The organism is Paractinoplanes durhamensis (genome assembly GCF_016862175.1).
Classification (GTDB): domain Bacteria; phylum Actinomycetota; class Actinomycetes; order Mycobacteriales; family Micromonosporaceae; genus Actinoplanes; species Actinoplanes durhamensis.
On sequence record NZ_BOML01000088.1, the window covers coordinates 49,291 to 68,247 of the forward strand.

Sequence of the window (18,957 nt, forward strand, 5' to 3'; positions counted from 1 at the left end):
GCCGGGCAGCGTGATCCCCGGGTGCGGCCCGGCCTCGATCCGGCGAACGAGCCGTGCACAAGCACCAACCCCGCGAGCGAGCGTCAGCTTCGACGCCCGCTCGATTCTTGTCAAGATCGTCCTTAGCGTGACTTTTCGTTCCGACGTTCCTCAAGGGCCTCTACACCTGGGTCGCCGTCAACACCCCACCCCGCTCAACTTCGAAGAGCCATCGATGTGCTCAACGGACCGCCCCTGCCGAAGGCAGGCTCAGCAGCCGCAGGACGGCGTGGGCGAGCACATCGGCGGCTTCGGCGGTCTCTGCGGGCGAGAGCGACATCGTTCGCCGGAGAACGGCCATGATCGCACCGAGGGTGGCGGTGACGAGGATGTCGAACTCGAGCGTTTCCGGCACCGCGCCGCCCACGGCCATCGCGGCGCGCACATCCGCCCGGATCCTCTGCCCGCGCGGATCATCGCCGTCGTCGAGCAGTGCGAGGCGGCGGGTAAGGATCGCGGCGATCCGCGGTTGCTCGAGAGCCAGCCGTCCGGTGTGGCGCACGCTTTCGATCAGGCGGGTAACAGGATCGACGCCATCGGGTAGGCGCTCGGCGAGCCAGCGCAGATAGTCGTCGACGGCCGCGGTCGCCGCCGCTTCGAAGAGTTCCTCCTTGGAGGAGAAGTAGTTGTAGAACGAGCCGAATCCGACATCGGCGAGTTCGGTGATCGCCTGGATGCTGGCGTGCGCATCCGCACCCTCCGACAGGAGGTGCTGTGCTGCTGCGACAAGGGCCGCGCGGGTCCGTTCCTTGCGGCGGTTCTGCCGGGCGGGACGCGGCGAACTGAGGGCTGACACCTCTCGAATCTACCGCACTCCGCAGTTTTGATGGAGCTATCAATAGTGGTGGTACGATCAATTACCTGATCGAGCGGAGGACGAAGACATGCCTGAGAGTACGGACGACCCCGTCGATGAGCAGGTGGAACGTGGTTCTTCGGAGGCGAGGACGGCGCGGCGCAGCACCCGGCGGACCTTTCTGAAGCGCGCGGGATTGGGTACCGCCGCTGTGGGGCTCGGGGTGGCCGCCGACGAAACGATCAGGAGCGCGACAGCGCCGGTGGTGCCGCCACGAACCACCGTCACCGCGGCGGACGGCGTGCGGATCGACCACGTGACCGTCATCGACCCGATCGACGGCAGCCGCCGTGCCGGTCAGTCGATCGTCGTGCGCAACGGGCGCATCGCCGAGGTCATGCCGACCGCGTCGGCGCCGGTCCAGTCGTCCCTGCGTGTCATCGACGGCGCGGGGCGCTTCGCCGTCCCGGGCTACAACGACATGCACACCCACGTGCTCCAGTCACCCGACAAGGAGCTCGGCTTCGCGCTGATGCTGGCCCAGGGCATCACCGGGATTCGCCAGATGGAGGGTTCCGAGGAGCTTCTGACCAACCGTGCCGAGAACCGGCTCGGGCTGAACGAGACAGCCCCGCGGCTCCTGCAGATGCCGGGCGCACTGCTCCTGCCGTTCAATGCGAACAGCGCCGACGACGCCCGAACCGAGATCGCCCGCCAATGGGATCAGGGTGCCGACTTCATCAAGATGATCCTGACCGACCAGGACGTCTTCTCCGCCGCCATCGACGCGGCGCACGAGAAGGGCCTGCGCATCGCGGGTCATCTGCCTCCACCGGTGCACATCGACGCTGCGGCCGAGAAGGGATTCGACTCCATCGAGCATCTCGGGACCGGTTCGAGCGTCTTCCTCACACTCTCCACGAAGGCCGACGAACTCTGGGCACAGACCCCGTCCACCCTGCCGTTCCCCACCTGGGCTGCCAGCATTCCCTTCGCCGGCTGGGCCTTCGACACCTTCCTGAAGAAGAACTTCCTCGGCCCGGCCACCAAAACCACCAATGCCGCACAGCTCGCTCTCCTGGAACAGGCCTTCGCGACCTACTCCGAGGACCGCGCGACCGAGCTCGCCGGATCCTTCGTCGACAGGCGGACCTGGAACATCCCGACCATGGCCAACATCAGGAGCAAGTACGTCCTCGACGATGCGGAGTTCCGTGACGACCCCTGGCTCAAGCAGCTCCCCGCCAAGGAACAGGAGGAACACCTGGCCGCCGTCGCATCGTTCCGCTCCACCCCGTCGGCCGACCTCGACATCTTCCACGAGTACTACGAACGCACTCTCCAGACCGTGGGTCTCTGGGCGAAGGAAGGAGCGCCGATCATGACGGGAACCGACGGCAATGGTCGCGGGGTCGGCAACAGCTTCGCGATCGAGTTCCGCGAACTGGGACGCGCAGGTCTCACCCCGCTACAGATTCTGCGGGCTACGACCAGCCAGCCGGCGACCTACCTCGGCCGCACCGACCGGATGGGCCGGATCGCGGTGGGGATGGACGCCGACCTGCTCCTTCTCGACGCCGACCCACTGGCCTCGATCGAGGGCCTGAGCTCCATCTCCCTCGTCATGCGCGACGGACACGCCCACACGTCCGCCGACCTCGAAGCACGCATCGCGCAGCTCATGACGGCACAGGACTGATCCCCCGCGGCCCCGCCTACTGTCGACCCGCGAGCAGATCTCGGCTGGTTTTGTCATCACGTCCGCCGAGCTCGGAACAGTTCTCGGCCGCGACGAGGCCCGTGCCCGGCTCCAGGTCGGTGTAGCACGACGCCCTTACGCCCAGCAACGCGTGCGACAGGCGCCCTTTGCACGTCGAACAAGTCGATCGCACGGTCACCCAACTCATCCTCGGCGGGTCCGGTGCCAGCCGCGCGCCAGGTCCAGGACGCCTCACGCCGGCCTGGGCAGGCGCCGCGTCAATCACTCTTGAGGCCCAGCAGCGCTGACAGGGTGGTCGTGGCGAGTTGTTCCGGTTCTTCGCCCAGGCCGTACCGGTCGTGCGGTTGCTGTAGGTGCAGCACGGCCAAGCCGTGCAGCGTGACCCAGAGGGAACGGGCGGTGATCTCCGGTGTGGCGTGGGTGGCGATCTCCCCACTGTCCTGGGCGGCGGCGGTCGCCCGTAGCAGCATCTCAAAGGCGGCCCGGCCCGCGGCGGACTCCGCCCCTTCAGGCCGGCTACGGAACATGGTGACGAACAGCCCCGGATTGTCGTGCGCAAACCGGACGTAGGCGCCGCCCAGGCGAGCGAGGCCGCTGGCGTTCTCGAGCTTTTCGGCAAGCGTCACGTAGCCCTCCTCGGCTACCGCGCTCAGTAGTTCGTCTCGGTTGCGGAAATGGCGGTAGGGGGCGGCGGTGCTGACCCCGGCACGCCGGGCGACCTCATTGAGGCTGAACTGGTCGTGCCCTCTCTCGGCGAGGATCTCTTTGGCCCCGTCGACCAGCGCCTGCCGCAGCGTCCCGTGGTGATAAGTCTTGCGCTCCGCCATGTTGACGACTCTAACATTGCTGCTATGTTAGTGACGTTCACATCGAACAAAAACCGGAGGTTCTCCATGCAGCAGATGGCGGCGGCACAATTCCAGCGCTACGGCGGACCTGAAGTGCTGGAACTGACGACGGTGCCCCGGCCGTCGGCGGGTTCCGGCGAGGTGCTGGTGAAGGTGGAGGCAGCCGCGGTCAACCACCACGACGCGGTGGTCCGCAGCGGCACCCTGAAGATCGTGACCGGCCGCAGATTCCCGCTCGGCGTCGGCCTCGACTTCGCCGGGACAGACCTGTCCACGGGTACACCCGTCTGGGGCATGGTCTCCCCGAAATCAGGTCACGTCACCGGCTCCGCCGCAGAGTACGTCGTGGTACCGGCCGACCGGGTGGCCCGCATGCCGGCCGCACTGACATGGACCGACGCGGCTGCACTGGTGACTTCGGGCACGACAGCGCTGACCGCCCTGCGCGACGTGACCCGGGTCCGCCCCGGCGAACGGGTCCTGATTCGCGGCGCCGCCGGCACCGTCGGGATGGTCGCCGTCCAGCTCGCTGCCGCCCTCGGCGCTCACGTGGCCGCCTTGGCCGGCGCCAAGGACCTCGACTTCGTGAGGTCCCTGGGTGCGCACGAGGTCATCGACTATCGGACGGTGACCTCGGTTGATCTTGAGCCCTCGGACGTCATCGTGGACACGACCGGAACTGACCTGCTCGCCTACCGACGGCGCCTCAAGCGCGGCGGGCGCATGGTCACCATCAACTTCGGCTCAGCGAAAGCGATGACGGCCATCGCCGCCTCGACCGTCTTCGGCGAGCAGCGCGTCCGCACGTTCAGCAGCTACCCGGACACCCGGCTCCTCGACGACCTGGCCGGGCACGTGGCCACCGGCTCGGTCTGGCCGACGGTGGACACGATCTTCCCGCTGCACCGCATCGCCGACGCTCACCGCGCCCTTACCGAACCCGGCCACCGTGGCAAACTCGTACTCGTCCCCTGACACCGAAACCGGCGCCAGAGGAGGTCAGCGGGCCTGGCGCAGGCCCTCTTCGAGCTTGCTCGATGAGTAGGCGACACCTCTCGAGCAGCGTTTCGTAGGCCGCGAGCGAGTGCCTGGCGCTGGTCGGCGACCGGTTACCCGGCTGAGGGGACACTGGACGCGCGGACGTTCAGCACCGGGCTGATCGAGAGGTGATGGGGCGGGCGGCGCTGCCCCTCGGCGAGCCGGGCGACGATCAGCTCCCCCGCACTGCGGCCGACGTGCCGTTTGGGCGGCCGGACCGCGGTCACCGGCGGCTGGCACAACGCCGCCACCTCGTCGTCGTAGGCCACCACCGCGAGCCGGCCAGGCACCGCCAGCCCGACGTCGGCGCAGTGCTGCACCAGAGCGACCGCGCTCGGATCCGAATGCAGTATCAGCGCCGTCGTCCCGGTGCGGCGGCAGTCGTCGAGCAGCGCGTCCAGCAGGACCTCGCGGCCCGCCTCGGTGAACCCGTCGGTGTATCCGGACAGCTGGGCGTCCGGATCGAGGCCGAGCTCCCGCAACTCGGCCCGCCACCCGCGGAGCAGGTGCCGGGGCGCCGGGCCGGATTTGTGCGTCAGCAGGCCGATCCGGCGGTGCCCGTGCTCGTGGAGGTGCCGGACCGCCATGGCCGCGCCGGCCGCATGGTCCGAGGCCACCGACTCCAGCCCGTGGGTGTGCGCCGGCGCCTGCGGGCGGCGCTCGGCCAGCACCACCGGCACGGGGAGCGAGTCCAGCCAGCGCAACAGCACCGGCCACTCCGGGGATTCGACGTCCGGGGCCACGATCAGGCCGTCCAGCCCGGCCGTGCCGGCGAGCGAGCCGATCTGCCGCCGGTCGTCATGGATGTCGTAGGAGGAGCCGCGCAGGACGAGCCGGGCCCGCACCGCCGCAGCGGCTTCCTGCGCACCCGCGATGACCTCCGGCCAGTAGTAGCCCATGTGCGGAACCACCATGCCGATGGTGAAGCGCGAGCCTCGCCCCGGCCCGGGCTCGTCGGGCAGGGTGGCCCCGCCGTGCACCCGGGTCAGCAGGCCCCGGCCCGCGAGCGCGTTGATGTCGCGGCGGATCGTCAGCTGCGAGACACCCAGTTGCTCGGCCACCTCACGCACCACGATCGAACCCTGCGACCGCAGCAGGCGAAGCAGTCGATCCTGCCGCTGCCGGGCGAAGGTCAGTCGTTCCGCATCGGCCGGCACGCGCGCTCCTCACGAACGTTCGTGTTCGAGTCTGAACGTTTTGATTGCTTCGATCGTACGCGGCGAGATCTACTCCGCTACATGACGGCAGACCACATCGACTACTCACCCTGGCTGTTCTGGAGTGATGCGTCCCCGGAGATCGAGGCAGCCCAGCAGGCGGTGCAGCGCGATCTGGCCGGGCGCGGCCACCAATTCGGCGACCGGTGCTTCGTCTCCGGCCTGGCGTCGGTGCAGAACGAGGAGCTGACTCTCGGCGACCGCTGCTATGTCGCGGCCGGCGCCTACCTCACCGGGACGCTGCAGGCCGGGGCGGGACTGCACGATAAATGCGTACGCCGTGGTCCGGGGGAAGATCCGGCTCGGGGACGCGGTCCGGATCGGCGCGCACACCTCGATCCTGGGGTTCAACCACGGCTGGACCGACCCGGACACCGAGGTGTTCCGGCAGCCGATGTCCTACCGCGGCATCACCGTCGGCAACGACGTCTGGATCGGCTCGCACGTGGTGATCCTCGACGGCGTCACGGTCGGCGACCGTGCGGTGCTCGCCGCCGGTGCGGTGGTCACCAAGGACGTCCCGGCCGGCGCGGTCGTCGGCGGCAACCCGGCCCGGGTGCTGCGCTGGCGGGTCCCGCAGCCGGGGCCGGCCATGAGTGACCTGACCGTCTTCGCCGACCGCGCCCGGGACCAGGCCACCGCAATCCTGGCCAACGCTTGGAATCCCGACTCGCGGCAGTTCACCGACCAGCCCGGCGGCGAGGTCACCGTGCGCGCACAGTGCGACGCCATCGAGATCGCCGACCTCCTGCTCGGCCGGGCCCCGTCCCAGCTGCCCGCCGACGAGCAGGCCGAACGACTTCACCACGTCCCCACCCTCGACCTCTTCGACGGCACGGACTCCTACCACGTCCTGTGCGCCGGCTACGCCCTCGACCTGCTCGGCAGCGAGTTCCCCGAGCCGATCCGCCTGCCCACCCCGCAGGAGCTCGCGGCCGGGCTACGTGGGCTCCCGTGGGACGGCGGCGCCTGGCACGGCGGCCACATCGTCGACGGCCTCGGCATCGCCCTGCACTGGAACCTGCGCAAGGGTTCGCCGCCGCCGGACGGCCTGGCCGAGACCCTTTCTGGACGTCCTGTCGATCCACGCGCCCGAGCTGCCCGCTACCCGGCACATGATCGGCGCCGCCCAGCTGGCCGCACTGCCGGACCACAGCTGCGTCATCAACACCGCCCGGGGCAGCCTGATCGACACCGCGGCCCTGGAGCGCGAGTGCGCCGCCGGAAGGCTGCACGCGATCCTGGACGTCACCGATCCCGAGCCGCTGCCCGCGCATTCCGCGCTGTACGACCTGCCGAACGTCATGATCACTCCGCACGTGGCCGGATCGTCCGGATCAGAGATCCTGCGGATGACCGACGGCGCCTTGGACGAGCTCACCCGGCTCGCCGCCGGGCAACCGCTGCTCCGGCCGGTCCACCCCGACGACCTGGCACACACCGCCTGAGAGAGGCATAACCGATGCGAGTTCTGGTGGTACGAGGTGGGGCCATGCACGAGCCGGTGGCCTGCACCGAGCTGTTCCTGCCCCGCCTGCGGGATCGAGGCTTCACCGTGGAGGTCGCCGAGACCCTGGAGGTCTACGACGACCGGACTGCGCTCGCCCGGGCCGACCTGATCCTGCAGTGCTGGACCGCCGGCCGGATCACCGCCGAACAGGAGGAGAACGTCGTCGACCGGGTCCGGGCCGGAGCGGGCTTCGCCGGCTGGCACGGCGGCGTCGTGGCCACCTTCCACGAGGCGCGCCGCTACCAGTACATGGTCGGCGGCCGATTCCTCTGCCATCCGGGCGGGTTGATCGACCATCGGGTCGACATCACCGGCGATCATCCCGTCGTGCACGGGATCGGAAGCTTCCGGGTGCACACCGAGCAGTACTACTGCCACACCGATCCCACCCTCGAGGTGCTGGCCACCACCACGTTCAGCGGCGAGCACGGCGAGCCCGAAACGGCCGGGGTGGTGATGCCGGTGGTCTGGCTGCGCCGTTTCGGGGCGGGTCGCGTGTTCGTCTCGACGCTCGGCCACGCCCCGGCCGACCTGGCGCTGCCCGAGGTCGACACCATCACCGAACGCGGCCTGCTCTGGGCTGCTGACATGCCCGGAGCAGGCCGCGACCACTAGGACGCGCGGACCAGGGAGAGGCCGTCGACGTAGAGGTAACCATCGGTGCCGGCCGCCTGGACGGCGACCGTGGCGGTGCCGGCCGCCAGCGTGAAAGCCGCCGGACGGCGAACGGTCCAGGCGCTCCCGGCCGGGACGGTCAGGGTCCGGACGGCGCCGCCGGCATCGGTGACGGTCACCTGGGCGGCGGATACGGTCCCGGTGGTCTTGGTGGACACGGCGAGCTGGTAGGTGCCGGCCGGCACGGTGATCTGCTGCCGTACGCCGCCGGAGAACGCCGCGGTGGTGCCGATCCGCAGGCTGAAGCTGCTGCCGTTGGCGCCCCCGTTGGCATTGGTCACGATCGCGCTGCCGTCCTGCGCTCCACCCGCCGAGCCGGCGTCGCGCCCGCCCGACTGCACCGCGAGCGCTTCGCGTGGTGAACCCGAATCATTGCGAACAGGAGTATGCGAGATGTACATGATCAAGCTGACACGTACGTTGACCTACCAATCCGTACGGAGATCGCTCGGTGCCGCCACGGCCGCCGCGCTGGCAGCCGTAACACTCACCGGCGGCCCGGCGGCCGCCGGAACCAGAGCCCAGGTCGCCCTCGACTCGTTCTTCGGTGACCGAGGCGAGGTCGTCACCGACTTCGCCGGCTGGTACGACCGCGGCAACGCGGTGGCCGCTATCGGTGACGGGGTGATCGTCGCGGGCGACGCCAGCGCACCCGGCACCTCACTTGTCACCGGCGACTTCGGATATGACGCGGGGGTACGAGGCCTGGCCAAGCTTCCGCACGACCGGCTCGTGGCGGCCGGGTCGGTGGAGAACCAGGACCAGGCGGGAGCAGAGGACTTCGCCGTTGCCGGCTACCGCCTCCACTGAAGCCTGACGACGAGGACTGCAGCCGCCCCGGCTACACGCCGGGGCGGCTGATCGCTCAGCGGTAGCCGGCGGCCACGATGTTGGCCTGGACCTCGTTCTCGGCCGCGTCGGTGGGATAGCCACTGGTCATCGCACCCTCGTAGAAGGTGCCGGCACCCTTGATGCTGTTGTCGCCGCCGGTGCCCAGGATGATGGCGCCCTCCTTGCGCATCGGGTCGTAGCCGCTGACCGTCGGGTCGAGCACCGACTCGGTCGGCCGGACCCCGTTGTAGTAGGTGGTCACGCCGCCGGTCTGGGCGTTGCCGGCGCGGATGGCGAAGTTGTGCGGCTTGCCCTTGATCGCGGCGGTCAGGTAGCGGTGGGTCAGCGTCGGGTCGTTGGTGTTGTCCTGCGCCTTCGACCCGCCGTACACCCCGTTCTCCATGTCGACCATGACCCACGGGCCGTCGCCGGCGCCGGCGCCCCACTTGGTGGTGTTGCCGAAGTAGATGGCCTCCATGGTGCCGTTGCCGTTGTCCTCGCCGTTGGTCTCGGCGTTGCCGTAGTCGAAGCAGCAGCCGCCGTTGTAGTGGGTGCCGTCGATGACGTCGTACATGCCCTCCGGGTTGTCGCCGGTGGCGATGCCGTTCGTGCTGTTGTTGCGATAACCCACCCCGGGAACGACATAGACGCCGTACGCCTTGTGGCCGCCCACCGTGGTCGGTGCCGCGGTCGCGTCGGCCAGGTTGTCGTAGCCGCCCGCGGCCGGCCCGGAAAAGTGCCCCGGCGGCGCCTGGTAGAGGTGGTTACCGCGGCCCGACTGGTCGTAGATGATGCTGATCAGGCAGGTCGTACCGGTGCAGAACGCGTCCTGCAGGGCGGCGTTGGCCACCCCGCCCGCGGTCAGCGGCGTGATGTTCTTGGTGGTGCTGTCCGACGCCCGTTTCACCTGGTAGAGGTTGCCGCTGTAAGCGGCGTACAGGGCCCGGGTCGTGCTGTGCGCGGCCACGCAGGGCGTGCCGCCGGCGGCGTAAGCGTCGCACGGCGGACGGGGCGTACCGCTGGTCGGGCTGGTGGTGGGTGCAGTCGTCGGGCCGGCGACGTAGTTGAAGGACCACTGCATCCGGGCGATGTCGGTGCATGTCTCCTCGACGATCGGGTTGTTACCGGCCGTCGAGCCGTCCCTGTCACTGATACACAGCCCGGTAGCGACGCTCTTGACCAGGTACTTGCCTGACGCCGCTGTGGAGGCGGTGAACGTCCAGAGCTGATTGGACTTGGTGCCGTCGCCGCAGCCATACTGCTGCAACTGAGTGCCCGAAACGGTGGACGAACTGGGCACGTCGATGCAGCGGGTGCTGTTGCCGTTGGCCAGGTTGAACGGGCCGGAGCCCTGCACTTTCCACTGCTGCGCGGTGGTGGCGGCGCAGGCAGTCTGGATGAGCAGCGCACTGTTCGCGGTGGACGCACCGGTGACATCGACGCACTTGCCGCTGGCGGCGGATGCCAGCTGGTAGACGCCGTTCGCCACCGGGGTGGTAGCCGCTTCGGACGGCATCATCGTCAGCCCGATCACCACGGGTGTTGGCCGACCACGATGGACGGCACTGAATCCGAGTTCCCGGCCGCTCAGGCTCTCGGTCTTTCCTTCACCGGTGATGAACAGCGTTGCCGAGTGTGCCCACAGGCCCGCTGCTGCCTCAAGGATCTCTGCGGTATGCGGGATCTCCTGCACGCGCTGCGTGACATGGATGAACGAGACCGGGCGGCCGGGTGTGTGCACGCGAAGATGCTGCAGCAGCCGCAGCGCCGGGGTGATACCGATGCCGGCGGTGACGATCGTGATCGGTCCCTTGCCGTTGGCGAGCACAGCGGTTCCGTACGGCCCGGAGACGAGGATCCGGCCGACTTCCGGCATCGAGCTCAGCCACGGGGAGAAGCGCCCGTCAGGGGCCGGCTGCACGGTGACACGCACGGTCTCCCCATCCACGCGTGAGATGGTGTAGTTGCGCCAGCCGTCCACCGCGTTCCCGCCGTGTACGCGCAGATACTGGCCGGCAGCGGCGCTCTGGAGCATGCCGAACGGGTCGTCGATGACCACGGAACGCGCCGTACTCGAGGATTGAAGGCTTCCCGCGATGGTCGCGGCTCGCGGAGTCGCGGGCACCACCAGATCTGTGTCGGGACCGTTCAACTTCTGATGCAGCCCAGCGACGACGGTGACGCTGTCCCCGACGCTCACGCGCGCCGGACGTACGACTCTTGCGTATACGCCGCAGTAGGCGTGTCCGAAGTGCGCGGCGAGCGAGAGCGCTCGGCCGCCGGCGAAATGGCTGATCCACTCCGTGGGCGCTGTGGTCAATTGCGGCAGGCCGCCGAGCACCGGGATGGACACGACATCGCTGCCCTTGTACGAAACGGTGATGGTGCCTGCGCCGTTGCGGTCGAGCAGGGATCGCGGTGCTGCGGGAGCCGAATCGGCGTCAGCCGGAAGGGCGAGCACGCGCGCACGACCGAGCCCGAACGAGTTGTTGGTGGTAAGAGCGGAGAATGCCTCGTACGTCGTCCAGTTGCCGCGCGGTTGCATGGGAATCTGGCCCGTGGCGAGAGCGAGCACGCGGTCGAAGGGCACACCGCTCTCGGTGAGCACCACGGCGTCAAGGTCCTCTCCGCCGAGGCCCTTGACCGGGTACCGGCAGATCCGAGACAACCGAACCTTGGTTATCGGGGCGCCGGCCTCCCCCCGGTAGGTCGACGGCGGGCAATTCTGGATGTTGGGCATCTCTGAACCTCGTCAACGGATGGTGCGGATGAGCTTCTTGTTGACGAACTCGTCGATCCCGAAGCGCCCGAGTTCGCGGCCGAACCCGCTGCGTTTCACGCCGCCGAACGGCAACTCGACACCCTCAGCACCGACTCCGTTGATGAAGACCATGCCGGTATCGAGGCGGTCGGCTACGCGTGCGGCCCGTGCCGGATCGTCGGTGAAGACGTACGAACCCAGCCATGGACCGCAAGATGCGCGACCTGCTCCGCAGCCACCTTCACGAACTCGTTCCGGATGACGAACTCGACGACACCGTCGAGCTCCTGCGTGTGTTCATCAACGGCGTCGTCCTGTCCAGCGCCGAGGGGCCCACGCAGTGGAACCCTGCCCGGGTCCGCCGACTGCTCGATCAGGTTCTGCGTCGACTGGCCCTCACCGGGCTGCCGAGCCGCAGAGAGAAGGTCCGCGCCTGACACCTACGCGACGGCCCGACGAGAACACCTCCGCGACCTGGTTCGTAACCGCCCGGATCGGCAAGGAGTTGCCGTGGGTGGCGATCCAGCAGATCAGCGCCCACTGGATCAGACACACCACACTGACCTGGGTCGAACGCACCTACGGCTACGCCGTAGCCCGCGCCTTCGCCGGCCACGCAGACAGCACCAGCGAGCCCGGCGCCACGGCAACCTACGTCCGAGCGAGCGGCCGCGGTGCTGTCTACGTCTCCAGCATCCGGCGAAGTGGCTGACGGCTTACGAGTGACCGTTAAACCGCGCCCCTAACCGGCCGATGGTGAGCCTGACGCAGAGTGGTTGGACCTGGAATAGAGGGACGAACGAAGTGCGCAACATCAAGATCGCAGTCCGCTTGACCGCCAGTATGGCTGTCCTGCTGGCCTTGATCGCCGGGTTGATCTTCGTGGGAATGTCGGCCGTGTCGGTGCAGAGCAAAGCCACCGCGGACGTGCGGGACTACGGCGCCGCGACCCGCCTGGCAATGCAGGTCAAGTTCCGGTCGGCCGACTTCAATGGCTGGCAGACCGCGTACGCGTTCGACGTGACCCGCGGCCTTCGGAGTGCGACGGACGACACCGCACAGAGCCGGGCCGCCTTCCTCACATCAGCGACAGCGTTCCGGGCCGAGCTTCAAGCCCTGGGACAGGCCCGTCTCACCTCCGCGGAGCAAGCCACGGTCAGTTCGGCCCTCGGCCTGTTCGACGAGTTCATGTCCATGGACAACCAGATCATCGCGGATCTGCGTAGCAACGATCCGGCGCGGACCGCGGCCGGAGAACAACTCGTCGCGGTCGACGAGATCGCCATCTTCAACAAGCTCGCCGCGGTCGTGGACACCCTGGTCACCTCGATCGACCGGAAGTCGACCGAGGCGGTCACCGCCGCCGCATCCGCCTCACGGCGGGCATCATGGCTGATGCTATCGGCGGGCGCGGGAGTCGTGATCATGGGCGTCGTGCTCGCCTTCCTGCTGATCCGCTCGATCACCCGGCCGCTGCGGATGCTGAACCGGCGGCTGAGCGAAATCGCCGACGGCGACGGCGACCTCACCCAGCGCGTCCACGACGACAGCCGCGACGAGATCGGCGAAGCAGCCCGCAGCTTCAACCGGTTCGCCGAGCGCATGCAGGCACTCGTGAGCAAGGTGGCGACGGAAGCCGCCCGGGTCGCCCGGGCGGCGGACGAGCTCGGCGCCGTCAGCAACCAACTCGCCGACGGCGCGGCCGCGACCAGTTCCCAGGCCGGGGTGGTCAGCGCGGGAGCGGAGGAGGTATCCGCGATCGTCTCCAGCATGGCCGCCTCCGCCGACGAGATGAGCGCCTCCATCGCCGAGATCTCCCGCAGCGCGAGCATGGCCACGCAGATCGTCGAGAGCGGTGTGCGAGCCACCACGGAAGCCAATGAGACGGTCGAGAAGCTCGGCACCGCCTCGGCGGAGATCCAATCGGTGGTCGATCTGATCACGACGATCGCCCAGCAGACCAACCTGCTCGCCCTGAACGCGACCATCGAGGCAGCGCGGGCCGGTGAGTCCGGCAAAGGCTTCGCCGTCGTCGCGGGCGAGGTGAAGGAGCTGGCTCAGCAGACCGCGTCGGCGACGGAGACCATCGCACAGCAGATCGCCGCCATCCGTGCGGGCAGCGAGGCAGCCGTCGACGCGATCGGCCGGATCAGCTCGGTGGTCTCCGAGATCAACTCCACGCAGCTCACCATCGCGTCGGCGATCGAGGAACAGACCGCAACCACCGCGGAGATGAGCCGCAACGTCAGCGAAACGGCCACCGGTGCCAGCGAGATCGCCGGGAGCATTCAAGCTGTCGCGACAACCGCCGAGCAGACGAGCTCCGGTGCCGCCCGCACCCAGGACACGGCCCGCGACCTCAACCACGCATCAGAGGACCTGCAGTCACTGGTCGCCACCTTCCGCTACTGAGACGACCCGAGAGCTGGAGCCGGCGGGCGACTTGTCCGAGTTGGGCATGCGGGCCGCTGGATGGGGCGTCGCCGGCCGGTCTGGCGGACCGTCGCGCGTACGAAGAGGTTGTTCAGGGGTTGTTGATCTGGATCAGGACGGACTGGGTCAGCAGGTTGGTGGTGTCCGGCGCCGGGCAGCGTGCCCACAGGGTCGGTGCGCGGATCGTGACGTCGGCGGGGACCGTGGCCTTCACGGTGAAGGTTCCGGTGGCGAGGGCAGTCGTCGTGGTCAGGTCGCGGCTGCCGGCGGTGGGGGCGGTGGCCGGTGGGTTCAACTGCTCTTTTCGTTGTGTCATCGTCGGGCTCAGCGGAGCGCCGGCGTCCCAGCGCAGGCCGAAGGACACGGTCCGGCCCGGGGTACAGCCGGCACCGGAGATCGTGATGAGGCCGCCGGAGACGGTCTTGGCCGGATCGGCGGTCAGCGTCCGGGGCGCGGCAGTTGTCGCCGGGGCGGGCTGGTGATCATGGGGGCGGGTCAGGGGAAGAGCGGCACCGGCCACAGCGACCAGGACCACCGGGATGGTGACGGCGCGGGCCCTGCGGCGGCGTCGGGCGCGGCGGCGCAAGCTCGCCGGCGGTGGCTGCCGAGCGGCGAGAGCTCCCTCCTCGACCAGGCGGCGCAGGCTGTCGCGAGGATCAGACATGGCGGGACACCGGTCCTTCCGCATCGGTATCGGTGGCGACGTGCCGGGCCAGGATCGCGCGGGCCCGGGCGAGGCGACCACGGACGGTGCTGACGCGCAGGTTCAGCTGGGCGGCCACCTGCTCCAGCGGGAGGTCCAGCACGTCGTGCAGGAGCAGAACGGCGCGCTGGTTCGCCGGCACCCGGCGCAGCAATTCGGCGAGATCGGCGGTTTCGGGCGACAGCGCGGCCGACGGTCGCTGGGCGCCCAGCCGAAGCAGGGCTGTGGCCCGGCGGCGTAACCGGCGCAGGTCGCTCACCGCCAGGTTGATCGCCACCCGGCGGACCCACAACTCGGGGACGTCGTAGGCCTGGATCCGGGCCCAGCGGCCCAGGGAGCGGATGAACGCCTCCTGCACGACGTCCTCGGCCTGCTCGACACTGCCGGTGACCGAGAACAGCTGACCGACCAGCCGCGGGTACGCGGACCGGTAGAACTCGTCGAAGTCCGGCTGTTCCCGGTCACCGGTGTGCTGGTGCTCCACTCAGTTACGACCCACCGGGGCGGCGTTCTCAAGCTTCTCGGCGGGCGTCAGGGCGAGCCAGGTGAGCTGTGCCTGAGTGGCCGTGCCGTCCGCTTTCAACTGCTCCACCAGCCGGTTCATCTCGGCGACCTGTACCGAGGTCCACGGCCCGCCCAGCTTGATCTTCTCCTCGAGCCGGAGCAGCTCCTTGTTCGCCGACTTCCCGGCCTTGGCCTGGGTGACGGCATTGTTCGACACGGGCTGCTGAACCTGTACGGGTGCGGCAGCGGCCACCGGCTTGGTTTCGTCACCGGTGGCGGCGATCGCAGCAGTGGCCAGAGCGCCGCACAGGCCGGTAGCTACGGCACCGATGGCGATGGCCGTGAGCAAGGGCTTTCGCATGTTGGGGTCCTTCGTCCCAGGGGGCATTGTCGAGACTCCCACGCCCCCGCCCATCGCCACGGCACGCCACCACAGGCTTCGTTACCTTTCCGTTACCATCGTCGTGGCGGGCCGGCAGGGGGAAAGCGGATTGGCTCGTGAGCATCGAACACACCGATGAGTTCGCCGGCAATGAGCGCTCAGGCGTTTCCCAGAACATCCTCGACAAAGGCGGACAGACGTTCGTTGAGAGCTTCGTCGGTCACCAGGAACTGCAAGCCGATCTCCGCCTCCTCACCGTTCTCGCCGGCCACCGCATTGGCCACGACCGCGTGGACGGTGAGCCGCCTCTCGCCATGGCTCAGCTCGACCGAGACGGTGTCGCCGTCACTCAGGCCCAGCTCGGACGGCGCGTAGCACCGTAGCCCCCCGGAGCTGATGTTGACGGTGGTGACCGGGACGGGCGGCCGGCCTCGCACCGACAGTTGCGCTTTACCGGCCGCTGCGATCCGGGCGTGCTGACGCCGTTCGAGCTGGGCGGCCAGGTTGGACATCTGCTCGACCCGGCTGAGGGTCTCCTGCATCTGCCCGGACAGCTCGCTGACCAGGGTGTCCTGATCCGCCGCCACGGCACGCAGCGACACAGCAGCCTCGCCGACGCTACCGATCCCCTCGATCATCGTGGTGATCGTGCGGGCCATCTCGGAGGTGTCCCGCTCCAGGTCCTTGATCGTGGCGGTGATCTGTTCGGTCGAGCGCGCGGTGGTGTTCGCCAGTTCCTTGACCTCGTCGGCGACCACGGTGAAGCCTTGGCCGAGGTCTCCGGCCCGGGCCGCCTCGATGGTGGCGTTGAGCGCCAGCAACCGGGTCTGCCCGGCAATTCCGGTCACCAATTCGGCGGTCGACGCGACCCGGCGCAGGCTCTGCTCGAGTGAGTTGATCACCTGCTCGGCCTGGCGAGCCTGTTGGATCACGGCGGCGGTCGCCGCGTCGCTGATGGTGATGCTGGAGTCGATGATGCCGGCCGCGTCGCGCACATGGCTGACCTGAGCCGTGACCCCACGCAGTTCCTCGGCGATCACTCCGGTCGACTCGTCGATGACGTTCTGGGTGCGCTTGCGGAACTGCATCTCGACCTGTCGCTGGTGCTGGAAGCTTGCCCGGAGGTGCTGCTCGCGAGCGGCCTGGGCGGACCGGATCTCGTCGTCCTGCTGCTGCAGTCGATCTCGGGCGACGGCGAGGGCGCGGCCGATGTCGCCCAGTTCGTCGCGCCCGTCCGGCAGCGGCCGGACCCCGAGATCCCCCTCCGCGATGGCCGTTACCGCGCGTACCGTGCGCCGCACATCATGGGTGGTGCCGCGAACGGCGGCGATGGCAAACCAGCCTGCGAGCAGGAAGCCACCGATCGCGGCGCCCAGTACCAGGCGGCGTTCGCCGTTGAAGGTACGGATCCGGGAGTCGAGCAGGTCGACAAGTGCTTGGTACAGCGGGGCGACCGCGACCCGGGCCGCCGCACCGAGCGCCGCCGGATCAGCGCTGCTGGGCGACGCGAGCGCGGTGGTGATCGTCTGGGCCAATGACGCGGCTTCGTCCTGGAGGCTTTGCACCTGATCCAGGCGATCCTTCAGACCGGTCAGTTCGGTACTTCGCGCGGCGGTGTCGAGATCGCTGCCCAGAGCATCCGCCGCCGAGGCGAGGTTGCCCGCCATGACAGCCCGCGCGGCCAGACGCGCCTGCACGCTGTCACCCGGAGCGGGATTGGCCGCACTCATCGCCGCCATCAACGCCTTGGGCAACTGGACGACCTGTGCATCCATCACGTAGAACGAGTCCAGATCCGGATCGAGGATCAGGTTCGACGAATTGCCGGCCTCGGTGATCATCGCGGCCAGCGAACCGGCTACCTCAAGTCGTCTCGCGGGGCTGCCGTCGCCCAGTTCCGGCATTGCGCGACTGACCTTCGCCAAGCCGAGACCGGGCTGGTCGGTGGCGACCCGGCGGACTGCGGCCAGGTCGGGCTCCTCACCGGCGACGGTATCGGCGAGCGCGAGCAGCATCGGCCGGACCGCGTCAGCGCCCTCGCGCTCGGCCATGCTGAAGTCGATCTGATTGCCGCGAACCACCGAGTACATCGCGGTTGCCAGCGCGCCCGGGACGACCAGGACCACGACGAGAATCAGCAAGCGCATGCTCGTCCGCAGCCGCTCGCAGACGGCCAGCATCGGGCGAAGCAGCAGCGGCCGGGCTTCGGTGCGGACCATCGACACTCCCGATTGACGGGGAAGACACTCGCCTCAGTCTTCCTCCACCACCTGGACCAATCGGCATAAAAACCCGAAGTACCGGGTAAAACTCAACGGCTGGTGAATCGTGATTCTGTTGTCTTTACATGATGGTGGTGTGGTTGGCTGTCTGGGTGGAACTGACGGCTGAGCAGGGTGCTGAGCTGCGGGCGCTGGCGACGGGCACGGAGGTGTCGGCGGCGGTCGGGACGCGGGCGCGGATCGTGTTGTGGCATGCCGAGGGTCGGATGAAGAAGGACATCGCCGTGCTGGCCGGGGTGTCGCGCCCGACGGTGGATCTGTGGCTGGCGCGGTACGCAGCAGACGGCGCGGCGGGTCTGCTCGCCGCGAAGCCTGGCGGGCCGCGTGAGCAGGTGAGCGCGGATGTCCGGTCGCGGGTTTTGGCGCTGACCCGCACGACGCCGCCGGCGGAGACCGGGTTGTCGCACTGGTCGACCCGAACGATGGCCGACTACATCACCCGCAGGACCGGCACGAGCGTCTCGCATCACTGGGTGGCGAACCTGTGGCGCGAACACGGCCTCAAACCGCAGAAGCAGGGCACCTTCACGCTCAGCACGGACCCGCGGTTCGCCGACAAGGTCGCCGACATCGTCGGGCTCTACCTGGATCCGCCCGGCGGCGCGGTCGTGCTCACCCTGGACGAGAAAACTCGGATCCAAGCCCTCGACCGGACCCAGCCGTTGCTGCCGATCGAGTTCGACCGATCCGAGCGGCGCACCCACGAATACGTGCGGCACGGCACCACCAACCCGTTCGCGGCGCTGAACGTGGGTACCGGCGAGATCGTCGGTGACTGTGTGCCCAGCCGCAACGGGTCTGCGTTCCTGGCCTTCTGCAAGAAGGCTGTCGCCCCGCACGCCGGCCGCGAGATCCACGTCGTGCTGGACAACCTGTCCACCCACACCACCCCGGAGGTCCGAGACTGGCTCGACGCGAACCCGAACGTCCATTTCCACTTCACCCCGACCGGTTCGAGCTGGCTGAACCAGATCGAGACCTGGTTCGGGATCATCACCCGCCAGGCCGTCCGGCGCGGCACCTTCGCCTCCGTGCAGATCCTCATCCGGACCATCCGCGCCTACATCGCGTTCTGGAACACCGAACCCCGACCGTTCCAGTGGACCGCGACCACCGACGAAAGCCTCGCCAAGGTCCGCCTCACTCAGCTCAACATCAGGAAGCTCGTCGCGAACAACTCGAAGTAAATCGATCAGGATCACGTTGCACTGGGGCAGT

20 protein-coding genes and 2 pseudogenes are annotated in these 18,957 nt (G+C 68.7%); 11 read left to right on the forward strand and 11 right to left on the reverse strand.

From position 1 onward, the window contains the following. Positions 1-220 precede the first annotated feature (220 nt). On the reverse strand, positions 221-835 hold the full coding sequence (locus Adu01nite_RS45155; RefSeq protein ID WP_203735571.1) for a TetR/AcrR family transcriptional regulator: 615 nt from the start codon (positions 833-835) through the stop codon (positions 221-223). 88 nt (positions 836-923) lie between these two features. Here Adu01nite_RS45155 and Adu01nite_RS49025 point away from each other — a divergent pair. Together Adu01nite_RS49025 and Adu01nite_RS45160 are read left to right on the forward strand one after the other, a co-directional pair. Further along, positions 924-1,058, forward strand: a pseudogene (locus tag Adu01nite_RS49025) (twin-arginine translocation signal domain-containing protein); the annotation flags it as partial. Beyond that, positions 1,059-2,534: an amidohydrolase family protein gene (locus tag Adu01nite_RS45160; protein WP_239133198.1), complete on the forward strand. Its 1,476-nt coding sequence runs from the start codon at positions 1,059-1,061 to the stop codon at positions 2,532-2,534. It begins immediately after the preceding pseudogene. A 278-nt stretch (positions 2,535-2,812) separates the two neighbouring features. Here Adu01nite_RS45160 and Adu01nite_RS45165 read toward each other — a convergent pair whose 3' ends face one another. Continuing rightward, positions 2,813-3,382, reverse strand: coding sequence for a TetR/AcrR family transcriptional regulator (locus Adu01nite_RS45165; protein ID WP_203735573.1), 570 nt, complete (start codon positions 3,380-3,382; stop codon positions 2,813-2,815). A 66-nt stretch (positions 3,383-3,448) separates the two neighbouring features. Here Adu01nite_RS45165 and Adu01nite_RS45170 point away from each other — a divergent pair, with 66 nt between their 5' ends. After that, a complete protein-coding gene (locus tag Adu01nite_RS45170) occupies positions 3,449-4,378 on the forward strand; it encodes an NAD(P)-dependent alcohol dehydrogenase (protein ID WP_203735574.1) in 930 nt (309 codons plus the stop codon). Between the two features lie 134 nt (positions 4,379-4,512). Here the strand turns inward: Adu01nite_RS45170 and Adu01nite_RS45175 are convergent, their stop codons facing one another. Both Adu01nite_RS45175 and Adu01nite_RS45180 read right to left on the reverse strand, forming a co-directional pair. Next, positions 4,513-5,598, reverse strand: coding sequence for a LacI family DNA-binding transcriptional regulator (locus Adu01nite_RS45175; RefSeq protein WP_203735575.1), 1,086 nt, complete (start codon positions 5,596-5,598; stop codon positions 4,513-4,515). Between the two features lie 105 nt (positions 5,599-5,703). Continuing rightward, on the reverse strand, positions 5,704-5,922 hold the full coding sequence (locus tag Adu01nite_RS45180; protein ID WP_203735576.1) for a hypothetical protein: 219 nt from the start codon (positions 5,920-5,922) through the stop codon (positions 5,704-5,706). A gap of 151 nt (positions 5,923-6,073) precedes the next feature. Between Adu01nite_RS45180 and Adu01nite_RS49205 the strand changes: the two are divergent. The 3 genes and pseudogenes from Adu01nite_RS49205 to Adu01nite_RS45200 form a co-directional block, all read left to right on the forward strand. Next, positions 6,074-6,229, forward strand: a pseudogene (locus tag Adu01nite_RS49205) (DapH/DapD/GlmU-related protein); the annotation flags it as partial. 544 nt (positions 6,230-6,773) lie between these two features. Continuing rightward, positions 6,774-7,106, forward strand: coding sequence for an NAD(P)-dependent oxidoreductase (locus Adu01nite_RS45195; protein ID WP_203735592.1), 333 nt, complete (start codon positions 6,774-6,776; stop codon positions 7,104-7,106). A gap of 14 nt (positions 7,107-7,120) precedes the next feature. Beyond that, a complete protein-coding gene (locus Adu01nite_RS45200; protein WP_203735577.1) occupies positions 7,121-7,783 on the forward strand; it encodes a ThuA domain-containing protein in 663 nt (220 codons plus the stop codon). On the opposite strand, the gene Adu01nite_RS45205 is transcribed toward Adu01nite_RS45200, so the two are convergent. Further along, entirely contained in the window at positions 7,780-8,184 is a 405-nt protein-coding gene (locus Adu01nite_RS45205) for a hypothetical protein (RefSeq protein WP_203735578.1), read from the reverse strand. The two genes, Adu01nite_RS45200 and Adu01nite_RS45205, sit on opposite strands and share 4 nt — an antisense overlap. A gap of 58 nt (positions 8,185-8,242) precedes the next feature. Here Adu01nite_RS45205 and Adu01nite_RS45210 point away from each other — a divergent pair, with 58 nt between their 5' ends. Next, on the forward strand, positions 8,243-8,653 hold the full coding sequence (locus Adu01nite_RS45210) for a hypothetical protein (RefSeq protein ID WP_203735579.1): 411 nt from the start codon (positions 8,243-8,245) through the stop codon (positions 8,651-8,653). Between the two features lie 55 nt (positions 8,654-8,708). On the opposite strand, the gene Adu01nite_RS45215 is transcribed toward Adu01nite_RS45210, so the two are convergent. Beyond that, positions 8,709-11,414, reverse strand: a complete 2,706-nt coding sequence (locus tag Adu01nite_RS45215; protein ID WP_203735580.1) for an arabinofuranosidase catalytic domain-containing protein — start codon at positions 11,412-11,414, stop codon at positions 8,709-8,711. A gap of 12 nt (positions 11,415-11,426) precedes the next feature. After that, on the reverse strand, positions 11,427-11,636 hold the full coding sequence (locus tag Adu01nite_RS45220; protein WP_203735593.1) for an aldehyde dehydrogenase family protein: 210 nt from the start codon (positions 11,634-11,636) through the stop codon (positions 11,427-11,429). Between the two features lie 2 nt (positions 11,637-11,638). Here Adu01nite_RS45220 and Adu01nite_RS45225 point away from each other — a divergent pair, with 2 nt between their 5' ends. The 3 genes from Adu01nite_RS45225 to Adu01nite_RS45235 all read left to right on the forward strand — a co-directional run bounded on the left by Adu01nite_RS45225 (position 11,639) and on the right by Adu01nite_RS45235 (position 13,847). Continuing rightward, positions 11,639-11,872, forward strand: coding sequence for a TetR family transcriptional regulator C-terminal domain-containing protein (locus tag Adu01nite_RS45225; RefSeq protein WP_203735581.1), 234 nt, complete (start codon positions 11,639-11,641; stop codon positions 11,870-11,872). A 77-nt stretch (positions 11,873-11,949) separates the two neighbouring features. After that, the gene (locus Adu01nite_RS45230) at positions 11,950-12,147 is read left to right on the forward strand and encodes a hypothetical protein (RefSeq protein WP_203735582.1); all 198 of its coding nucleotides are present in this window, start codon (positions 11,950-11,952) and stop codon (positions 12,145-12,147) included. A gap of 119 nt (positions 12,148-12,266) precedes the next feature. Continuing rightward, entirely contained in the window at positions 12,267-13,847 is a 1,581-nt protein-coding gene (locus tag Adu01nite_RS45235) for a methyl-accepting chemotaxis protein (protein ID WP_203735583.1), read from the forward strand. Positions 13,848-13,959: 112 nt separating this feature from the next. On the opposite strand, the gene Adu01nite_RS45240 is transcribed toward Adu01nite_RS45235, so the two are convergent. The 4 genes from Adu01nite_RS45240 to Adu01nite_RS45255 form a co-directional block, all read right to left on the reverse strand. Beyond that, positions 13,960-14,532 (reverse strand): hypothetical protein, encoded by a 573-nt coding sequence (locus Adu01nite_RS45240; protein WP_203735584.1) that lies wholly within the window; start codon positions 14,530-14,532, stop codon positions 13,960-13,962. Further along, positions 14,525-15,055 carry a sigma-70 family RNA polymerase sigma factor gene (locus tag Adu01nite_RS45245; protein WP_203735585.1) on the reverse strand — a complete coding sequence of 177 codons (531 nt, stop codon included), beginning with the start codon at positions 15,053-15,055 and terminating at the stop codon, positions 14,525-14,527. The genes Adu01nite_RS45240 and Adu01nite_RS45245 overlap by 8 nt, the downstream gene beginning before the upstream one ends. Then, entirely contained in the window at positions 15,056-15,424 is a 369-nt protein-coding gene (locus tag Adu01nite_RS45250) for a hypothetical protein (RefSeq protein WP_203735586.1), read from the reverse strand. Between the two features lie 191 nt (positions 15,425-15,615). Further along, positions 15,616-17,676: a methyl-accepting chemotaxis protein gene (locus tag Adu01nite_RS45255; RefSeq protein WP_203735587.1), complete on the reverse strand. Its 2,061-nt coding sequence runs from the start codon at positions 17,674-17,676 to the stop codon at positions 15,616-15,618. A 155-nt stretch (positions 17,677-17,831) separates the two neighbouring features. Between Adu01nite_RS45255 and Adu01nite_RS45260 the strand changes: the two genes are divergently transcribed. Next, complete coding sequence (locus Adu01nite_RS45260; protein ID WP_203735588.1) at positions 17,832-18,926, forward strand: IS630 family transposase; 1,095 nt, start codon at positions 17,832-17,834, stop codon at positions 18,924-18,926. Positions 18,927-18,957 lie beyond the last annotated feature (31 nt).

What these genes read in the sequence shown, in the direction of transcription:
- Adu01nite_RS45200 (WP_203735577.1), top strand. Translation starts at nt 7,121, where the DNA reads ATGCGAGTTCTGGTGGTACGAGGTGGGGCCATGCACGAGCCGGTGGCC.
- Adu01nite_RS45165 (WP_203735573.1), bottom strand. Translation starts at nt 3,382, where the DNA reads ATGGCGGAGCGCAAGACTTATCACCACGGGACGCTGCGGCAGGCGCTG.
- Adu01nite_RS45240 (WP_203735584.1), bottom strand. Translation starts at nt 14,532, where the DNA reads ATGTCTGATCCTCGCGACAGCCTGCGCCGCCTGGTCGAGGAGGGAGCT.
- Adu01nite_RS45195 (WP_203735592.1), top strand. Translation starts at nt 6,774, where the DNA reads ATGATCGGCGCCGCCCAGCTGGCCGCACTGCCGGACCACAGCTGCGTC.
- Adu01nite_RS45255 (WP_203735587.1), bottom strand. Translation starts at nt 17,676, where the DNA reads ATGGTCCGCACCGAAGCCCGGCCGCTGCTGCTTCGCCCGATGCTGGCC.
- Adu01nite_RS45210 (WP_203735579.1), top strand. Translation starts at nt 8,243, where the DNA reads ATGATCAAGCTGACACGTACGTTGACCTACCAATCCGTACGGAGATCG.
- Adu01nite_RS45215 (WP_203735580.1), bottom strand. Translation starts at nt 11,414, where the DNA reads ATGCCCAACATCCAGAATTGCCCGCCGTCGACCTACCGGGGGGAGGCC.
- Adu01nite_RS45225 (WP_203735581.1), top strand. Translation starts at nt 11,639, where the DNA reads ATGGACCGCAAGATGCGCGACCTGCTCCGCAGCCACCTTCACGAACTC.
- Adu01nite_RS45170 (WP_203735574.1), top strand. Translation starts at nt 3,449, where the DNA reads ATGCAGCAGATGGCGGCGGCACAATTCCAGCGCTACGGCGGACCTGAA.